Origin of the sequence: Paenibacillus sp. FSL W8-0919, from assembly GCF_038003785.1 — a bacterium.
Lineage (GTDB): Bacteria > Bacillota > Bacilli > Paenibacillales > Paenibacillaceae > Paenibacillus_AQ > Paenibacillus_AQ lactis.
Genome location: NZ_JBBOPV010000001.1, coordinates 2,927,425 through 2,946,010, shown reverse-complemented (window position 1 = coordinate 2,946,010; position 18,586 = coordinate 2,927,425). Strand labels below are relative to the sequence as shown.

15 protein-coding genes are annotated in these 18,586 nt (G+C 50.2%); 9 read left to right on the top strand and 6 right to left on the bottom strand.

Annotated elements, in window-relative coordinates:
• Positions 1–60: 60 nt before the first annotated feature.
• A complete protein-coding gene (locus tag NST44_RS13080) occupies positions 61–846 on the top strand; it encodes a glucose-1-dehydrogenase (protein ID WP_040737978.1) in 786 nt (261 codons plus the stop codon).
• 45 nt (positions 847–891) lie between these two features.
• Entirely contained in the window at positions 892–2,577 is a 1,686-nt protein-coding gene (locus tag NST44_RS13075) for a glycoside hydrolase family 13 protein (RefSeq protein ID WP_210095024.1), read from the top strand.
• 80 nt (positions 2,578–2,657) lie between these two features.
• Here NST44_RS13075 and NST44_RS13070 read toward each other — a convergent pair whose 3' ends face one another.
• The 3 genes from NST44_RS13070 to NST44_RS13060 form a co-directional block, all read right to left on the bottom strand.
• Positions 2,658–3,491: a carbohydrate ABC transporter permease gene (locus NST44_RS13070; protein WP_213613496.1), complete on the bottom strand. Its 834-nt coding sequence runs from the start codon at positions 3,489–3,491 to the stop codon at positions 2,658–2,660.
• A gap of 17 nt (positions 3,492–3,508) precedes the next feature.
• Positions 3,509–4,402 (bottom strand): carbohydrate ABC transporter permease, encoded by an 894-nt coding sequence (locus NST44_RS13065; protein WP_007127573.1) that lies wholly within the window; start codon positions 4,400–4,402, stop codon positions 3,509–3,511.
• A gap of 120 nt (positions 4,403–4,522) precedes the next feature.
• The gene (locus tag NST44_RS13060; protein WP_340899797.1) at positions 4,523–5,914 is read right to left on the bottom strand and encodes an ABC transporter substrate-binding protein; all 1,392 of its coding nucleotides are present in this window, start codon (positions 5,912–5,914) and stop codon (positions 4,523–4,525) included.
• Positions 5,915–6,306: 392 nt separating this feature from the next.
• On the opposite strand from NST44_RS13060, the gene NST44_RS13055 reads away from it, so the two are divergent.
• From NST44_RS13055 to NST44_RS13025, 7 genes are all read left to right on the top strand, one after another.
• Positions 6,307–8,145 carry a sensor histidine kinase gene (locus tag NST44_RS13055; protein WP_210095023.1) on the top strand — a complete coding sequence of 613 codons (1,839 nt, stop codon included), beginning with the start codon at positions 6,307–6,309 and terminating at the stop codon, positions 8,143–8,145.
• Entirely contained in the window at positions 8,123–9,637 is a 1,515-nt protein-coding gene (locus NST44_RS13050; protein ID WP_340899792.1) for a response regulator, read from the top strand. Before NST44_RS13055 ends, NST44_RS13050 begins: the two co-directional genes overlap by 23 nt.
• A 157-nt stretch (positions 9,638–9,794) precedes the next feature.
• The gene (locus NST44_RS13045) at positions 9,795–11,051 is read left to right on the top strand and encodes an ABC transporter substrate-binding protein (protein WP_213613502.1); all 1,257 of its coding nucleotides are present in this window, start codon (positions 9,795–9,797) and stop codon (positions 11,049–11,051) included.
• Between the two features lie 84 nt (positions 11,052–11,135).
• Positions 11,136–12,017 (top strand): carbohydrate ABC transporter permease, encoded by an 882-nt coding sequence (locus tag NST44_RS13040; RefSeq protein ID WP_007127568.1) that lies wholly within the window; start codon positions 11,136–11,138, stop codon positions 12,015–12,017.
• Positions 12,014–12,841, top strand: coding sequence for a carbohydrate ABC transporter permease (locus tag NST44_RS13035; RefSeq protein ID WP_213613504.1), 828 nt, complete (start codon positions 12,014–12,016; stop codon positions 12,839–12,841). Before NST44_RS13040 ends, NST44_RS13035 begins: the two co-directional genes overlap by 4 nt.
• A gap of 118 nt (positions 12,842–12,959) precedes the next feature.
• Entirely contained in the window at positions 12,960–13,742 is a 783-nt protein-coding gene (locus tag NST44_RS13030) for an endonuclease/exonuclease/phosphatase family protein (RefSeq protein WP_007127566.1), read from the top strand.
• 251 nt (positions 13,743–13,993) lie between these two features.
• The gene (locus tag NST44_RS13025) at positions 13,994–14,662 is read left to right on the top strand and encodes a G1 family glutamic endopeptidase (protein WP_244869072.1); all 669 of its coding nucleotides are present in this window, start codon (positions 13,994–13,996) and stop codon (positions 14,660–14,662) included.
• 161 nt (positions 14,663–14,823) lie between these two features.
• Here the strand turns inward: NST44_RS13025 and NST44_RS13020 are convergent, their stop codons facing one another.
• The 3 genes from NST44_RS13020 to NST44_RS13010 are packed head-to-tail and all read right to left on the bottom strand — an operon-like array spanning position 14,824 to position 18,584.
• Positions 14,824–16,878 (bottom strand): beta-galactosidase, encoded by a 2,055-nt coding sequence (locus tag NST44_RS13020; protein ID WP_028404987.1) that lies wholly within the window; start codon positions 16,876–16,878, stop codon positions 14,824–14,826.
• Between the two features lie 27 nt (positions 16,879–16,905).
• The gene (locus NST44_RS13015; RefSeq protein WP_007127563.1) at positions 16,906–17,712 is read right to left on the bottom strand and encodes a carbohydrate ABC transporter permease; all 807 of its coding nucleotides are present in this window, start codon (positions 17,710–17,712) and stop codon (positions 16,906–16,908) included.
• Positions 17,709–18,584, bottom strand: a complete 876-nt coding sequence (locus NST44_RS13010) for a carbohydrate ABC transporter permease (protein ID WP_007127562.1) — start codon at positions 18,582–18,584, stop codon at positions 17,709–17,711. Before NST44_RS13010 ends, NST44_RS13015 begins: the two co-directional genes overlap by 4 nt.
• Positions 18,585–18,586 lie beyond the last annotated feature (2 nt).

The following is an 18,586-nucleotide window of genomic DNA, read 5'->3' as shown; positions in this document are numbered from 1 at the left end:
AAGAAATCCGGTTAATTATATTATTGTATTCCATTACACGGTCGATAGGAGGTATGCATGGTGTACAAAGATCTGGTGGGAAACACGGCCGTTATTACCGGCGCTTCGTCCGGCATCGGGCGCGCAATCGCTCTGAGATTCGGTCAAGAAAAAATGAACGTAGTCATCAATTACCTCAGCAGCGAGGATGAAGTGCACTCCATCGTACGGAAGATTGAATCCTTCGGCGGAAAAGCCATTGGCGTGCATGGCGACGTAACCAAGGAGGAGGATGTGAAGAAGCTGGTAGCCGCCGCTCATCATCATTTCGGCTCCTTGGAGGTCATGGTGAATAACGCGGGCATCGAAAACGAGGTGCCTTCCGAGGATTTGACACTGGATAACTGGAGAAAAGTGCTTGACGTGAATTTAACGGGGGCCTTTCTAGGCTGCCGTGAGGCAATCGATTACATGCTCGAACACCGGATCAAGGGACGGATTATCAACGTTTCGAGCGTACACGAGAGGATTCCATGGCCTCATTTTCTCCATTATGCCGCTAGCAAGGGCGGGATCAAGATGATGACCGAAACGCTGGCGCTGGAATTCGCGCCGAAGGGAATCCGGGTCAATAACCTTGGACCCGGGGCAATCGACACCCCGATCAATGCTGCCAAATTTTCCGATCCTGCAGCCAAGGCGAGTGTTGAAGCCCTGATTCCGCTTGGGTATATCGGCAAGCCGGAGGAAATTGCCGCCGCAGCTGCATGGCTGGCGTCTTCTGAATCCAGTTATGTCACGGGCATTACCCTGTTTGCGGACGGCGGCATGACCAAATACCCCGCTTTTCAAGGGGGACAAGGCTGAGTTATTCGGTTCGACCACTTACTAGACGGACAGGAGGAATGGCGAATGCTGGAAGCCTGGTGGAAGGAGGCGGTCGTCTACGAGATCTATCCCGTCAGTTTCAAAGATAGCAACGGGGATGGGAAAGGCGATCTTCGCGGAATTATTTCCAAGCTCGATTATTTAAAGGATCTCGGCATCGATGTCCTATGGATCTGCCCGATCTACGAATCTCCCGGAATGGATAACGGCTATGATATCAGCAATTATTATGCGATCAATCCGGCGTTCGGGACGATGGAGGATTTCGACGAGCTCTTATGGGAAGCACATGCAAGAGGTTTGAAAATCATGATGGATCTTGTGTTGAACCATACCTCTGACAAGCACCCCTGGTTCATAGAGTCGAGGTCCTCAATCGATAATTCCAAACGGAATTATTATATCTGGCGCAAGGGCGTGAACGGCCTGTTCCCCAACAACTGGGAGTCCTATTTCAGCGGCTCGGTGTGGGAGTTCGATGAGAAGACCGGCGAGTATTATATGCATCTGTATTCCAAGCATCAGCCGGATCTCAACTGGGCAAACGAAGAAATGGTCAACGAATTGTACGACATGATCCGGTGGTGGCTGGAAAAGGGAGTTGACGGCTTCCGCTTTGACGCCATCGCTCATATCGTGAAAGCCAAGGGATTGCCTAATGCCGATAATCCGCAGCATCTGCCGGTCGTGAGGGCCTATCAGCTTTTTTCGAATTTGGAAAAAGTCCATGATTTGCTGAGAAGGCTGAACGAGGAAGTGCTGATGGATTACGACATTATGACGGTCGGGGAGACCTCGGGCCTTGGCCCGGAACAGGCGCTGCAATACGTTGGGGATAAACGGCACGAGCTGGATATGGTGTTTCAATTTGAACATATGACACTGGATTCCGTCTCGATGGGAACCGGGAGATGGGAAGCCCGGTCCTGGACCCTGCTTGAACTTAAAAAAGTTATGAGCCGCTGGCAAACCACCCTTCATAACCAGGGCTGGAATGCAAACTACTTGGGCAATCACGACCAGCCAAGACCGGTATCCCGATTCGGCAATGATCAGCAGTTCCGCGTCGAATCCGCCAAGATGCTGGCAACCTTCATGCTTACCTTGGAAGGGACCCCTTATATTTACCAGGGCGAGGAAATCGGGATGACCAATGCAGCCTTTGAGACCATCAGCGATTATCGGGACGTCGAAACCCTGAATTATTACGGGCAATCCCAGCTTCAAGGCAAGCCGAATGACCGGATCATGGCGGCCATTCGCGCAAAGAGCCGGGATAATGCCCGTACTCCCATGCAATGGAATGGCGGCCCTCAGGCTGGATTTACGACCGGAGAACCATGGATCAAGGTGAACCCGAATTATACGGAAGTGAATGTGGAATTAGCAATGAAAGATCCGAAATCCATCTACCATTACTACCGGCAGCTGATCGCCCTTCGTAAACAGCATAAAGCGCTAGTGTACGGAGAATATAAGCTGCTCCTTCCCCTGGATCCCGATTTGTATGTGTACACCCGTACATGGGAGCAGGATACCATTCTCGTGATCCTTAATTTTTTTGACGACATGCCTAGGATGGAGTGGCCGAAGGACCTTCGCGGCTTATCGCAGGAGCTGCTGATTTCCAATTACGAGCCCGTGCCGGACGAACGGCAAGACCAGATCGAGCTTCGCCCCTATGAAGCCAGAGTTTACCGGCTGTACTGACACGCACTTTCAAAATATGAATGGAAAGGCACCCCGCTTGCAGCCGAACGGCTGCAAGGAGGTGCCTTTTTGAGTGTCGCTTACCCCTTCGTTCCGCCTTGGAGCCCGAAGCCCTTCGACATAAACTGCTGCGACAAAATGTACAGGATGATCGCCGGTATGGCATACAGCACCGAAAATGCAGCAAGACTGCCGTATTCGACCATGCCGTATTGTCCGAAGAACTGGTACAGCTTGAGGGATGCCGGAAATTTTTCCGGAGACTGGAGCAGGATATACGGCACGAAAAAATTGCCCCAGCTGCCGGAGAAGGTAAAGATCGCGACCGTGCAGATGCCCGGGACCATCAGCGGCGCAACGACCTTGCGGATGCCGGTAAACACCGAAGCCCCGTCCACCCAGGCAGCTTCTTCGAGATCATTCGGCACGGAATCCATGAAATTTTTCATCATCCAGATGCCGTAAGGCATGGACGACGCCACATAGAACAGGATGACGCCGAAGATATTGTCATACAGCTTCAGCCCCAGGAACAGCTGGTAAACCGGCACCATAACGGCTGTTATCGGAAGCGAGGTCATGAACAGAATCGTCAGCATGAAAGGCTTCTTATATTTCATCTGATACCTGGATAAAGGATAAGCGGCGAGCAGCGCAAGCAGAACAACCAGTACGGCTTGGCCAAGCGACATGATAAGGCCGATCAGGAACGCCCGCTGATTCTCGCTGCTGGTGATGACCTCCGCGTAGTTCGCCCCGGTGATGCGGCTCGGCATCTTCAGCGATTGCATCGCATTCGGATCGACGGATGCTACGAGTACCCACAGCAGCGGCAGCAGGAAGCATATCCCGATTCCGGCAAGGACGGCATACGGCAGGATACGATACACGAGCTTGCGTTGTTTGGCATTCATATCGTTTCACCCCCGCTTTACTCTTTCATCGATCGAATATACAGAAGGCTGAGCACGATGCCGATCAGCAGCAGCAGCAGCGAGATCGCGGTTCCATAGCCCAGCTGGTAATTGACAAAAGCCTGGTTGTACATGAAGATCGGCAGCGTGGTCGTCGAATTGCCAGGCCCTCCGCCGGTCATGGCATAGATCAGCCCGAACACGCCGAGCGTCTGCAGCGTGACGAGCATCATATTTGTCGTGATCGTCCCTTTAATATACGGAATGATGATGCTCGTGAAGATTTTCCATTTGGACGCCCCGTCGACGACTGCCGCTTCTTCGATCTCATTCGGGACGTCGTCGAGCGCGGCTTGGAACACCAGCATGGAAAAGGCGGTGCCGTGCCAGATATTCGCCAAAATAATCGTCAGCATCGGAACCGTGAACAGCCACGTCACTTCGGAGAACCCGAAGAAGCCGATGATGGCATTCAAAGTGCCCTCATCGCCGAAGAAGCTGTACAGGCACAGGGCGCATACGATTTCCGGGGTCACCCATCCGGCGAGGACAATCGTGCCGATGACCCGCCGAAATGTCCGGTTTCGCTGCTTCATCAGCAGCGCGATCAGGAAGCCGAGCACCTGCTGTCCAATGACGGCCGAGCCGATCAGGAATACGAGCGTATTCCATATGCTGATGCGAACGGTAGGGTCTTGAAACATTCTTGCATAGTTCTCAAATCCGATGAATTTCAGCTCTCTCGCGGCTTCGCCCGTTAACGCCAGGTTCGTGAACGAATAATAGAAGGTCAGCAGAATCGGATAAATAAAAAACACAAGCATGATCGCAATCGAGGGAAGCAGATAAAAGAGCCAAGGGTACGATGGTTTGCGCTTATTCAAAGCGTCGTTCGCCGTTAGACTGCTCATGCGTGAGCTCTCCCCTTTTCTCCTGATGATCGTGAAAAGCCGCCTGCCCAAGGCCTCCCTTAACGATCGGGACCTTGAGCAAGCGTTGGCATCCATTTAAACGATTGTGGATGGGCCTGGTTATTTCTCTATAACCTTCTCCGCGCCGACGATCCGGGTAACGTCCTGAGCGTATTTATTCATCGCATCAGCCGGCGAGGTGCCCGTGGCGACCGATTCAACCATCGTTTGGATTTGCGTCGACACCTCCGGATACTTCTCCTGTGCCGGACGGAATTCCGCATTCTGCAAATATTCCGTCGCGATTTCGTTAAACGGCATCTTCGTATACTCCGGATCCTTCGCCACGTCGGCGCGGACCGTAATGTTGCCCGAGGACATGACCAGCTTCTGCGTATTTTCTTTGTTCAAGGCAAACTTGATGAATTCCCAGGCCTTCTCCTTGTTCTTGGAGTTGCTTGGGATCGACAGCGCCCACCCGCCGGCCAATGTGATCGAGCCCGGAGCCTGGCCTTGGCTGGTCGGCATCGGCGCGAACCCCAGCACATCCTTATACTCCGGCCAAGGCGCGGCCCCGGTTTCGAGATAGTTGCCCGTAATCCAGGAGCCGTCAAGCGATATCGCCAGCTTGCCTTGCGGCAAATACTCCCGGGATGCGGTATTCCCGGCCTGACCGTTCAATACCTTCGACAGCGGCGGCCCGAGCTTTTCCTTGTTGACCGTCTCTACAAATGTCAGGGCATCCAGGATACCCTGGCTTTTGATGATCCATTTGCCGCTTGCATCATCGTATAACCGCTCGCCCGTTCCGTAGAGCAGCATCTCATAGGTCTGCATGGAAGTCGCTTCGCCGGTCGCCTTGCCCATGTTCATCCAGATCGGCACGATATCCGGCGCCTTCTCCTTAATCGTACGGGCGGCATTCAGCACATCCTCCCAAGTTTTCGGCTGCCAGTCCTCCGGAAGCCCGACCTGCTTGAAAATGTCCTTGTTATACCACAATCCCCGCGAATCCGTATTGTATGGAACGCCGTACACCTTGCCGTTGCTGGCGGTCACGCCCTTCTTCATCGCCTCGATGAACGAGCCGTTGCCCCAGTCCTCCCACTGCGTCAATCGTTCGTCAAGCGGCTCCAGGTAGCCGGCGCTGGCATCGGAGTTCAAAATAAAGGTATCCTCCGTGACGATATCCGGCGCGGTATCCTTGGATTTCAGCGCCAGTGCAACCTTGGCGAAATAGTCGCCTTCGGAGGCCTGGATCGGTGCCGGCCGGATCTCGACGCTTTTGTCCGGAAAGGCTGCGGACATTTCCTTAAGCCATTTATAAAACGAACCGTTCTCGCCGATCCCGTCATCCCGGAACGTAACGTTAATGACGGTCTTTCCTCCGCTATCGGTCCCCCCGCTTCCCGCATCATCGGGCGTATCCTTGCCCCCCGCGCAACCGAACAGCATGGAAACGCTCAGCAAGGTCGTAGTTACGAACCCCAGTCCTCTCTTGAATGATTTCAATTGTTCTCCCTCCCTTTGGCTGCCCCAGCATCTAGTAAATATCCAGATTTTGTATACGCTTACGAGAGCGTATATTCATCTCTATTTACATGACAGCCCGGATATTCTGAACTTTTTTTCGGGGCGAACAACCAAATAATTCTAGTTAATTATCTATTGAATAGATCTAGTGCGGGTTGCTAATATGCACTAAGCTGCATGCCAAATGACCTCCATTTTTTTGGAGTGTTAATGAATATGGCTTGCCGCAATTAACATTTGACCCGTCCCAACTGCCTGAAATCAGGTTTTTATTCAAAATGGATTGAAAAGACGTCCTTGATGACAAATAATGAAGCTGATTACCGCACATATACGGCCAATCAAACTCCATATCTAAGAAAGGTGATCCCATGCCGAAATTGCAGCCGTACTTGCTTCGAAAATTCCACAGATCGAGTTTTCGCAGCAAGCTTGTCTTAACTTACGTGCTCATTATCGTGATCCCGGTCATAACGGCCATGTTCCTGTCGGGTATACAGCTGTACAAGCAGACAAATTCCGATTACGAGGAAATCCTGCAGCAGCTGGATAGCCGGACCCATGTAAGCATCAACGATTTTTTTGCGAATCATGCCCGCTATTCCTTTTTTTATTTAACGAATTTTAAGCTGAGCTCTATTCTGGAAAAGTCCAAGCGTTCTTCAGACAAAGAATATTTTGCGGATGCCAACTACATGTATACCTCCATGCAACAGCTTGTGCTGATTAACGGAAGCATCGCCATGATATCGGTGCTTGCCCCGAATGGAAGCATTTATGGCAGCCAGCCGGAAAAGGCGGGAAAAATCAGAAACACATTGAAAGAAATCGGAGAAAGCCGTCTTAAAAACAATGATTATGTTGTCCATATTTCGAAGGAAGCCAATACGAAAAGCACCAGTCATCGAATATCCATCGTGCGTTATTTATCCGACCTCAACATACACAGCGGTCAAGAAGGCTATGCAAAAGTCGATATTTACGATAAAGCCATTGAGAATATGCTCGGTGGCATTTCCAATGATGGACTAAAGCTTGGAACGATGATTTTGTCGGGCGAAACGGTCGTGTATTCCTCAAACGGATCGCTTAATGAGCTAGATGCGGAGCAAGTCCAGTCTTTTACATCCCTCATCTCCAGTCCTGCACCAGGAGACAACCCGACTTTGCGCATCAATTGGAACAACAAGCCCTATCTGATCAGCAGCACGGTCAATCCGGTAACCGGTTGGACAGTCATCCACTATATCCCTGTCGCACAAATTACCGATACATTTATAAGCAATACATTGAACTATGTGCTCATAAGTATTTTGGCACTTATCGCCGCTTTGGGGCTGGCGTTCTTTTTTCACCGCTATTTTATCCATCCGATCTTAAAGCTTAGCGGCACGATGAAAATCGTGGATTCAGAGCATCTGACCCCCACCGTTATTCACAGCCATCGGGAGGATGAGATCGGAAGGCTGATCAACAGCTACAATGCTATGATCGAGCGGATTAGAACAAGCCGAGATTCCGAAATTACGGCAAGCAGCCTGCAGAAAAAAGCGGAGATTAAAATGCTTCAGTCGCAGATCAATCCGCACTTTTTGTACAACACCTTAAATGCCATTCATTCCATTGCCGAGCTCCACCGAATGGAGCATATCTCCTCTATGACCAAAAGCTTGTCCAGCATTTACCGCTATAACGTCAAATATGGAGATGTCGTAACGATCGGAAAAGAGCTTGAGAACATCGAGCACTACATTCAAATTCAGCAGATCCGATTCTTCAACAAGTTCCAGGTTGAGTACGAGATCGATCAAGATGTTATTTCTTGCAAAATACTAAAGTTTTTAATCCAGCCGATTATCGAAAACTCCTTCTACCATGGTTTGGAGCCAAAAGGCGGTACAGGTAAGCTTCGATTAACAATCCGGAAACGCCACCGGTTTCTATATATTTGCGTTTATGATGATGGTGTCGGCATCTCGAAGGAGAAGCTGAGTGAGCTGAAAATGATGCTGATGCAAGACCCGCAGGAGATGGTGGAGAACCTTGACCAGAACTTCGGCATGAGAAACGTTTATGCCCGGATTAAGCATTTTTACGGTGAAAGCTCCTGGATGAATATCAAGAGCGAAGAGAAAGCCGGGACCACCATTATGATACATATTCCGTACAACAGGGAGATGGACACCGATGAGAATATTAGTGGCAGATGATGAGTTCTTCGCCAGGAAAGCGATTCTACAGATGATACATGATTGGGACGGAAGTGTGCGAGTAATCGAAGCTGAGGATGGCACTGCTGCTCAGAATGTGATCGATGAAGCGTTGCCTGACCTTGTGATCACAGACATTCGCATGCCGGGGATGGATGGCATTCAGCTGGCAGCCTATATCCGAAAGAATCACCCTTCCATGCCTGTCACGATTATTAGCGGATACGAAGATTTTACTTACGCACGCGAAGCGATTCAATATAAGGTGGAGAACTATTTGCTCAAGCCCGTAGATCGGCAGGAGCTAAACTCGTTGCTGAATAAGTTGAAGATGCATCATGCCGAGCGCCGCGAAATCCATATTGAGCAGGCAATGCTCTCCTGCTTCTATGAAACGTCCGATCATCGAAGCTTGCTGACTCTTGAGTCTGCCTTCGAGCTCAACAGCAGCTCTGCATTTCATACGATCGTGTTTGTGCATCCCCCTTCCCAGAGCAGGGAACTAAGGGAAATTTCCAAAGAGGTGTTCGGGAGTCACCACCTTCGTTCCATACTGATCACGGATCAATTTCAGCCTCAGCTTCTGATCGCATGGATCCAACCACAGTCCGCAGCCAATCAAGAAGGACAGGTCAGCCTCCACTTCCTGTGCGACAGAATCGCCCGTACGCTGAGCGAACGGACGGGATTGACCTGCACTGGCATTGGAATCAGCTCTGCGCTAAGCGATCTGCGCCAGCTGGACACATCCTTAAGGGAAGCCAAGCTTGCGGCATTGCAAAGCTTCTTGAACGGCATCGGTCAACCTGTACGGATCGAGCATATTGGCCAGATTTATCATTATGATGCGGCGTACATTCAGGAATGGACGAGCATATTCAGCCAGCAGGCAGGCAGCTATCAAATGGCCAAAATGGAGAATATGATCCATTCCTGGCTTGCCGATTGCATCAAGAAGCAGTTCTCCGTACATATGGTGCAAGACTGGCTTGCTGCGACTGTCAATATAATCAATACCATTATTGGACGTTCCTGCAGCGAAGCTTGCTCCTACCTGGAACAACGGAGTCTCTTCGAATTCGCATCGATCCATGAAGCCTGTGATGAGCTGATTGCGAAGCTGCGTGCGGTTGTTGAGCAATTGAGCCAAACCGAACCAAATCGGGATATCGTTCAGGACATTAAAGAATTTGTCGAAATGAATTACAAGAACAAAATCGTCCTGGATGATCTTGCGAAGCAGCGGTATTTTGTCGATCCCAGCTACCTCAGCCGGTTATTCAAACGAAAATGCGGAGTGGGATTCGCCCAGTATCTGTTGTCTGTACGAATGGAAAAGGCCAAAAAGCTGCTGGAAAGCGAAACCTATCAACTGCCGATTGCAACGATTGCCAGCGAGGTCGGCTTTAATGACTATTCTTATTTCATCCAGATGTATAGAAAGGTTTACGGTGCTACGCCGGGAAAAGACCGAAGCAATAAAAAAATATAGGCTGGAATGCGATGCAAAACAACAGATTTATCCTATTCAAACAGTCAGTTTATTCCTATTTTCAGCATGCGACTCCTTGCTACAATGAAAGCGTTCTCGATACAGACATCACTCAAAAGGAGCTGAAATGATGAAAAAGGGGTTTATGAAAAGCGGATTGGCAGCACTGATCTCGCTAGCCATGATGACAGCGGCCGGCTGTGCTGGCGGAGGCTCAAAAAATGCGGAGAACGAAGCAGGCAGCAACAACGCGAACTCCGATGGTGCACCCGTCAAAATTGAATACTTTCAAATGAAATCAGAGGCCGTCAATGTTGTCAACGAGCTAATCACAAAATTTGAACAGGCTAACCCGGGCATAAAGGTGGAACAAAACAATGTGCCGAATCCTGAAAATGTATGGACGATGAGGGTTTCGACCAATGACGCCCCGGCGGTTTTCACCCACTATCCTCACAATCCCATTTTCCAAAAAATGGCCAAGGAGGGCCGGGTCGTTGACCTGACCAATGATCCGCTCATGAATAACGTCCAGCCTGCCATTGCTGACTTGAGTAAAATCGACGGCAAAAATTATATGGTCCCGATCGGGTTGGCTACACTGGGGATGTATTATAACAAGGATATTTTTGAAAGCCAGAATCTTCAGATTCCAACAACTTACGCCGAACTGATCGAGACGGCCGAGAAGCTTCAGGCGGCAGGCATCACACCGTTTTACTTCCACGATAAGGATTTTAACGGCATCCGTCAGGAGGTCGTCTACAAAATGGGACAAACGATTCCAAACGTCGAGTCATTCCTTGATGATGTCATGAACGGCAAGGCACACATCACGGATAATCCGGCATTCAAGCCTTTTGCAGAAAATCTGCTAACGCTTCGTCAATACGGACAAAAAGACAATATGGGAACCGGCTATGATGACGCGCTTCGTGATTTCGCCAACGGTAAAACTGCGATGTGGTTCACAGGCATTTGGGCAATCAAAGAAATTAAAGAGTCCAATCCCGATCTGAATTTCGCCATGTTTCCGCTCCCGACCGAAAACCCTGCAGATTTAAAGACACAGGTATCCGTTGATACGGCCATTGGTATTCCAGCAGAAGGTAAAAATCAAGAAGAAGCCCGAAAGTTCATTGAATTTATGTCCACGAAGGAAAACGTAGAAACCTATTTAGGCACCGCCGGCTATCCTTCCGGTATCAAGGATGTGGAATCAGGGCTTCCTGAGATCAGCTCACTGACACAGCTGATATCGGACGGCAAGGTATATCCGACAATCGAACGGCTGTGGCCTCCAGGGATCAATGCCGATGTAGGCAAAGCAACACAGGAAATGTTCCTTAATAAAGATGTTGACCAATACCTGATAACCCTCGATACGATATTCTACAACAAGTTTAATCAATAAAACATGCCAATGAGGCGAAAAACCTTGGTTATGAGGCACCACTCCAGGATTCTTCGCCTCTCTGCCTGATGGGAGGGCTAACGTATGAACATTCGCGGGTTAAAGCCGGGTACCGTCTTTTTCATGATGACCTTGCCTGCGGTACTGCTGTATTGCTTATTCTTCCTGGCCCCGGTCTTTATCGGATTCTATTACAGTCTGACGAACTGGGACGGGTTCTCCCTATCGTATGACATGGTCGGCTTTCAAAATTACATTGATATATTACAAGATAAACGTTTCTTGAACGGCCTAAGCTTCACCTTGCTGTATACCGTTATTGTCGTTTTTGGAAAGCTCAGCGTTGCACTTGTACTCGCTCTCCTGCTGAGCCGTCCCTTGAAGCTTCGCGGCCTGTTCCGGTCCATCTACTTCTTCCCGGCCGTGCTGAGCATGATTACCGTCGGCCTGATGTTTAACCAGTTCTTCTACTCCTTGTTTCCGCCTATAGGAGAAAAGCTTGGGATCGAGTGGCTGTCGCTTAATTTGCTTGGCAATCCCGACACAGCTATCCTGGGCATTGCGTTAACAAACATCTGGCAGGGCTTTGCGATCCCGATGGTAATCTTTATCGCCGGCTTGTCCAACGTGCCGAAGGATATTATCGAAGCAGCTGTTATAGACGGCGCATCGCCTGTACAACGTTTTTTCTCGATCACGATTCCATACCTGATTCCGATGCTGACCGTCAATGTAGTGCTTGCCGTTAAAGGCGGCCTCACCGTGTTTGATTACATCGTAGCCATGACAAATGGCGGACCTTCCAAGTCGACAGAATCGATGGGCTTCCTTATTTACCAGCATGGCATGAGCGAGATGAAATTCGGGTACGGAACGGCAGAAGCCATCTATGTATTTATCCTGATTGGCGTCCTCTCGTTCATACAGATTAAGCTTTTGGCCCGGAAGGAGGTCGGACAGCAATGAAGACACGATTGCCGTTTAGAATCATCAGTTATGCTGCGCTTGCGATCGGTGCATTGTTCATACTGGGTCCGCTCTATCTGGCGCTTTCCATTTCCTTAAGGACCCGGGACGAGACAACATCGAATTTTTTCGCTCCGCCGACCCGCCTGTACCTGGATAATTTTTCGACCGTCATCAACAAGGCCAACTTCTGGGGAATGCTTCAGAACTCCGCATTTATAACCATCATATCTCTTCTGTTCATGCTGATTGCCATTCCGATGGTCTCTTATGCCATCTCGCGAAACATGAACAAGCTGTATTTCAAGTGGGTGTATACGATCATCCTGATGGGGATTTTCGTCCCCTTCCAGGCTATCATGCTGCCGATTTACAGGCATATGGGCAATTTGGAGCTTCTGAATCAGACCGGATTGATTATGATGTACGTTACCCTGTCCTTTTCACAAGGCTTGTTTCTAGGAGTCGGCTTTCTTAAAAATATTCCGCTTGAGCTCGATCAGGCCTCAAAAATTGACGGCTGCGGCGTCTGGTACACCTTCAGCCGGATTATATATCCATTGATGCTTCCCATCATCGCTACGATCCTCATATTGAACAGTCTTTGGATTTGGAATGATTTCCAACTCCCGCTGATCATGCTGAACCGACATCCGGATTTTTGGACACTGCCGCTGTTTATTTACAATTTTAAGACGGAGACCAGCTTTGATTATAATCTGGCTTTTGCGGCCTTCTCGCTGTCTATGGCCCCGATTGCAATTCTGTACGTTTTTACGCAAAAGTATATTATCGGCGGCTTGACGGAAGGCTCCATCAAATAAAGATGAGCGGATGGCTGCGCATGGTCCGCATGTCATTGATGAAGACCATCAAAGCGGATATAGTAGTATTATTCCGGCCTCTTGTTGGCTAGATCATAGTAGATGGGAATGACATGACATGAATGTGATAACAATGACCTTCAATTTACGCGTGAATGTGGACAGCGACGGCAGCAACGCTTGGCCTCACCGGAAGCATCGAGCTGCAGCCGTCATTACAGACGCATCCCCCGATCTGTTCGGAACTCAGGAGGGCTCCGGGGCGATGCTGCGGGATCTGGACGAAGCTCTGCCCGAGTACGGCAGAATCGGAACGGGACGGATGGGACAAGGCGACCGCGACGGAGAACACTGCGCGATCTATTACAAGCAAGCCGATTTCTCTATCCTGCAGGAAGGGCAGTTCTGGCTGTCCGAAACGCCGGAGAAGCCGGGAAGCCTCGGCTGGGACGGCAGCTATCCCCGAATTTGCACATGGGGGCTGTTCCAAAGCACGAAGGACACTGGCGTACGTTTTTACGTCGTGAACACGCATTTTGACCATATGGGCGCAGTTGCGCGGCAGGAAAGCGCCAAGCTCATTCTCGATCATATTCAGCGTCTTAGAAAGGAAGAAGCGCTTCCGGTTATTCTTATGGGCGATCTGAATGCAGGGCCCGGTGAAGCGGAAATCGCGATACTGCGGGAGGCGCTTCAAGACGCCTACGAGCTTCTGGACGAACCGGCAGGCCGCACATTCCATGATTTCAAGGGTGGACTCGAAGGCGAACCGATCGACTATATTTTTACGACACATGATGTCGAGATGGTGGAGACGATCATTTACCGGGATACTTACGACGGGGCCTATCCGTCCGACCACTACCCGGTGTCGATGAAGTGGAGAGCAGCATCCGTTTAGAAAGAGTCGGCAACCTTACGTCCTTCCTGTCTCTTTCTCGGTGAGCGACAAAATTAATACAGGGGCAGCCCCAAAGCCATCATGATTCGATGACTTATGGGTCAGCCCCTTTTTGATCCGAAAAATCCATCCCGTAAGCCCGCCTGCTTCTAAACCTTTCTAGCAGAAAACCCATACCACCGCGGCCTCAGCATCATTAGATATATTATCAATCTATTAAAGGCGGTGGATCTATGGGAACCGTTGCTAGAATGAGAACACATCACATCTGCCGCTTTGAATCCGCGGCCAAGCCGCAGCGAAACATCGGGTGGATTTCGAATAATTGGTCCGGCTACAGCATCAAGGGGGCAAAAGGTGCGTTTAGGCGAATATCCGGGGAGTGGAATGTTCCATTTCTTCGCCCAAGTGGAGGCTCTTCCTATTCATCCGCTTGGATCGGGATCGATGGCTTCGGCAACCAAAGCTTGATTCAGACGGGCACTGGCCATGATCTGATAAACGGCAAGCCTTATTATTATGCGTGGTGGGAGATCCTTCCCGCCGCAGCAACCTTAATTCCGCTGCCTGTCCGTCCGGGGGACCGCATGTCGGCCGTCATTGCCAAAAAGCGCGGGAGCACCTGGATTATCTGCCTCCGGAATGTGACAAAAGGCTGGACGTTCCGTATAAGCCGCCGATACCGCGGTCCGCAAACCTCTGCGGAATGGATCGTGGAGGCGCCGCTGGTAGGTGGCATACTCTCCAGAATGGCTCGTCTATCCGACGTCGCTTTCTCCCAGTGCCGCGTAAATGGCAGCAATCCTAAGCTGAAAGCACGCCACGGAGGGCTTATGCTTCAAAATTTGACGATTACTGCAATTCCATCGGACCCTTCTCCTTGCGGAGACGCTTTCGTCGTGAAGAGCACCCTTCGGTAATGACAGTTCGAAAGCTATAAGTTCGGCCATGAGTCGCAAATCGCTGCGCGAATACTGGCAGAAATCGAGTTTCATGAAAGGAAGCCGCGAAACCCCTTGGTAAAATCAAGGGTTTCGCGGCTTCATATTTTCGAGAAAATATTATTTACAAATCAATTCAGCTATCCTACACTGCGCTCAGCCACAAGAACACCATATGCCTTCAGGTTCCAAGCTGCATTCAATCCATCATCGCTTGTAACCGGCTGCCACGCTGGACCCAGCGCCGGCATAACGACCTCTTTGCCCGAAAAATTATGAACGAACAGATACTCCTTCTCCTCGTTGGAACGTACCGTTGTGTATACGCCTTCAGGCATAACCGCTGTTACCGGCTTATATAACGATGCAGCTGCCGCTATATCCCGGTAGAAGTCATCGTAAAAGCCATCCTCAAAATGGCTGGACACATAGTAGCATACGCCCTCACCATATGTATGTCTGGTCAGTGCAGGACGGCCCGCATAGAAATCATCCTGGTACACCATCAATGCTTCGGCGCCCTTTAGATGAACCAGGTCACAGAGCTTGCTGCAGGAATAAGTGCCTGCAAGCGATGTCTGCTCAAGACCGGCTATATGCTGCACAACTTCTCCGGCATTTTGTTCATGATCATATAAGCCGTCAATCTCCTCGCTGACGACACCCGCCACATCGCTCAGTTGATGGGGCGCTTCCCCTTGGAACACCAGATCATTCTCATTCACGATCCCGCTCCAGTAAGTCAGCACCAAGGTTCCTCCCTGCTCAACGAAGGCGCGAAGCTTGCGCTCGAATCCGCAGCGCAGCATATAGAGCATGGGAGCGATAACCACTTTGTAGCTGTCTATATCGCATTCCATATCCACGAAGTCCACCGTAATTCCCTGCTTCAGCAGCGCCCGGTAATGGGACTGAACTTCTTCGATATACCCCATCCCTTTGTTGCGCGGTCCTTGGGAGTCTTCAATCGCCCATTTATTTTCCCAATCATAGACGATGGCTACTTCTGCGCGGCTTTCGGTTGCAGCAACGGGAGACAGCTTCTGAAGCATATTTCCGAGCTCGGTGACCTCTTTAAATACACGTGTATCCGGGCTGCCGTCATGGGAGACGACCGCTCCATGGAATTTCTCGCTGGAACCGCGGCTTTTGCGCCACTGGAAATACTGCACAGAATTGGATCCGTGAGCGACGGCCTGCAAGGAAGACAGGATGTGCATCCCCGGCTTCTTCAGCTTCGAGACGCTCTGCCAATTCGTCATGCTCGGCGAGCTTTCCATAAGCAGAAACGGCTGGCGCTTGATGGATCGCATCAAATCATGATTCATGGCGGTGTCTACGGCAATCTCGAAATCGGACTTCTTGTGCCAGGTTGGATAGCTGTCCCAGGATACGATATCAATCGCATCCTTGAACTTAAAGTAGTTCAGGCCATTATAGTAGTACATGAAATTGGTCGTAGCCGGCAGCTCCGGATTCACGGATTTCACAACCGCGATTTCATGCTTCATGAAATCCAGGGTTTGATCCGACACGAATCTTCGCCAGTCCAGATTCATCCCGTGCGTCGCGTTTTCTCCGTGGGGTGCAGGGGATTCAATCTGGGACCAATCGCTATACGTATGGCTCCAGAAGGTGGTCCACCACTCTGCATTCAGCTTGTCTAACGTACCATATTTCTTCTTGAGCCAACCTCTGAACGCTTCCTGGCACAAATCGCAGTGGCATTCTCCGCCGAACTCGTTGGAAATATGCCAGAGCTTCACGGCTGGATGATTCCCATAACGGGCAGCGAGTCTTTCATTCACCTGCTTGATCTTCTCGCGGTAGATCGGAGATGTATAGCAGTGATTATGCCGTGCCCCATAAAGATTGCGATGCCGATCACTTGAAACGCGAAGCACCTCGGGATATTTCTGTGCCATCCATACGGGACGGGCTCCAGAAGGAGTCGCCAGAAATACGGAGATTCCGTTCTCATGCAGCGAATCCAGGATTCGGTCCAGCCACTCCCAATTATATTTCCCTTCCTCGGGCTCCAGCACGGCCCATGAGAATATCCCTACCGACATGACATTGCAGCCGGCCTTCTTCATCAATTCAATATCCGATTGCAGCACCTGCGGATCATGCAGCCATTGTTCCGGATTGTAGTCCGCCCCGTGCAGTAAGCCATTTTTGAATTGCGTAAGCATGTTTGTCGATCACCTCCGGTTGTTATATTACTTCACGGATCCAAGCATCCCTTGCACGAACTGCTTTTGCAGCAAGAAGAAGATCAGGACCGTCGGGAGCGTCGTGATCACGATGGCAACCATGATCATCCCGTAATCCGGATTATAAGAGGAAGCGAGTGACGAGACAATAAGCGGAAGCGTCTTCTTATCCGGCGTTTGCAAGGCAATGAGCGGCCACAGGAAGCTGTTCCAGTAGTTCATAAAGGTTATGATCGCGGCTGCCGCGTACGTCGGCTTCATCGTCGGCATATAGACATGTGTAAACAACCGCCATTCGCCGAGTCCATCTACCCGTCCCGCCTGCAAGAGCTCGCGCGGGAATGATTTTGTGTTTTGCATAAAGAAGAAAATCATGAACGCCGTCGTTATGGTTGGCAGAATCACGGCCGTTGGCGTATTGAGCATCCCCATCGAGCTGAACATACGGAACAGCGGAACCATAACCGCCGCGAACGGCATCATCATGGACAGCATCAGGATGCCGAACAACCGGTCCTTGCCCTTCGTCCGATAAATCTCAAATCCGAATCCGGCCATGGAGCTTAGAATCAAGGTACAGACCGTGCCGATCACCGCAATCACTGCGGAGTTCCAAAAGGCCCCGCCGAGATCCGTCATATCGAGAAGCTTGGTCATATTGGTAGACAGCTCCGTTCCGAAGCTGAATTTGCCCTTTACAATGTCGGAGGAGCTGTTCGTCATGCCGATCAGCATCCAGACAAAAGGAAACAATGAAACCACCGATGCAATGATTAGAAACAGATGGATAGCTGCTGCCGAAACCTTCCTCATTTCTTCTCACCTCCGACCTTCAGCTGGAGAAAGGCCAGCACCGCAACCATAATGACGATGGCGTAGGATACCGTTGCCGCATAGCCGAAGTTAGGCGTATACATGAACGACAAGTTATAGATGTATTGGGAAATCGTCATCGTGGAATTGCCGGGTCCGCCGTTCGTAATGTTCACAACCTCATCGAACAATTGCAGGGTTCCGTTCGTCGAAATGATCGCCGTGAACAAGATGATCGGCTTCAGCATAGGAACCGTAATGCTGAAGAATTGCCGCGTTTTGGAGGCTCCGTCTATTGAAGCCGCTTCATAGACGCTTGGGTCGATATTTTGCATCGCTGCTAGATAGAAGATCATATTGTAGCCTGTCCAGCGCCACGTAATCGCTGCAATTATAGCAACTTTCGCCCACACCGGGTCCATGAGCCAGGCGATCGGCTCATGGATGATGTGAATCGACATCAGCATCCGGTTCAGAATTCCATCCACTGCAAATATGCTTTTGAACAGCACAGCGTACGAAACGAGCGAGGTTACGCACGGAAGAAAGATGGCGGTGCGGTAAAAGCCTTTGAATTTAAGACCCGGCATGTTCAAGAAGTATGCAATGACCAGACCCAGCATGAGCATGATCGGAACTTGAACGACCAAGTATAACAGCGTATTGAGTACAGCCTGCTTGAACATCGGATCGGAGAACAGCCGTGCATAATTGCTCAGCCCGACATAATGGTACACATTCCCTTTTCCCGACTGAAACGATAACAACAAGGATTGAATCATGGGATAGAAGCTGAACAATAAGATGAGCGCCGAAGGCAGCAGCACGAACTGCCATCCCATGAGATTCGATTTATTCCATTTACTGCCCATTT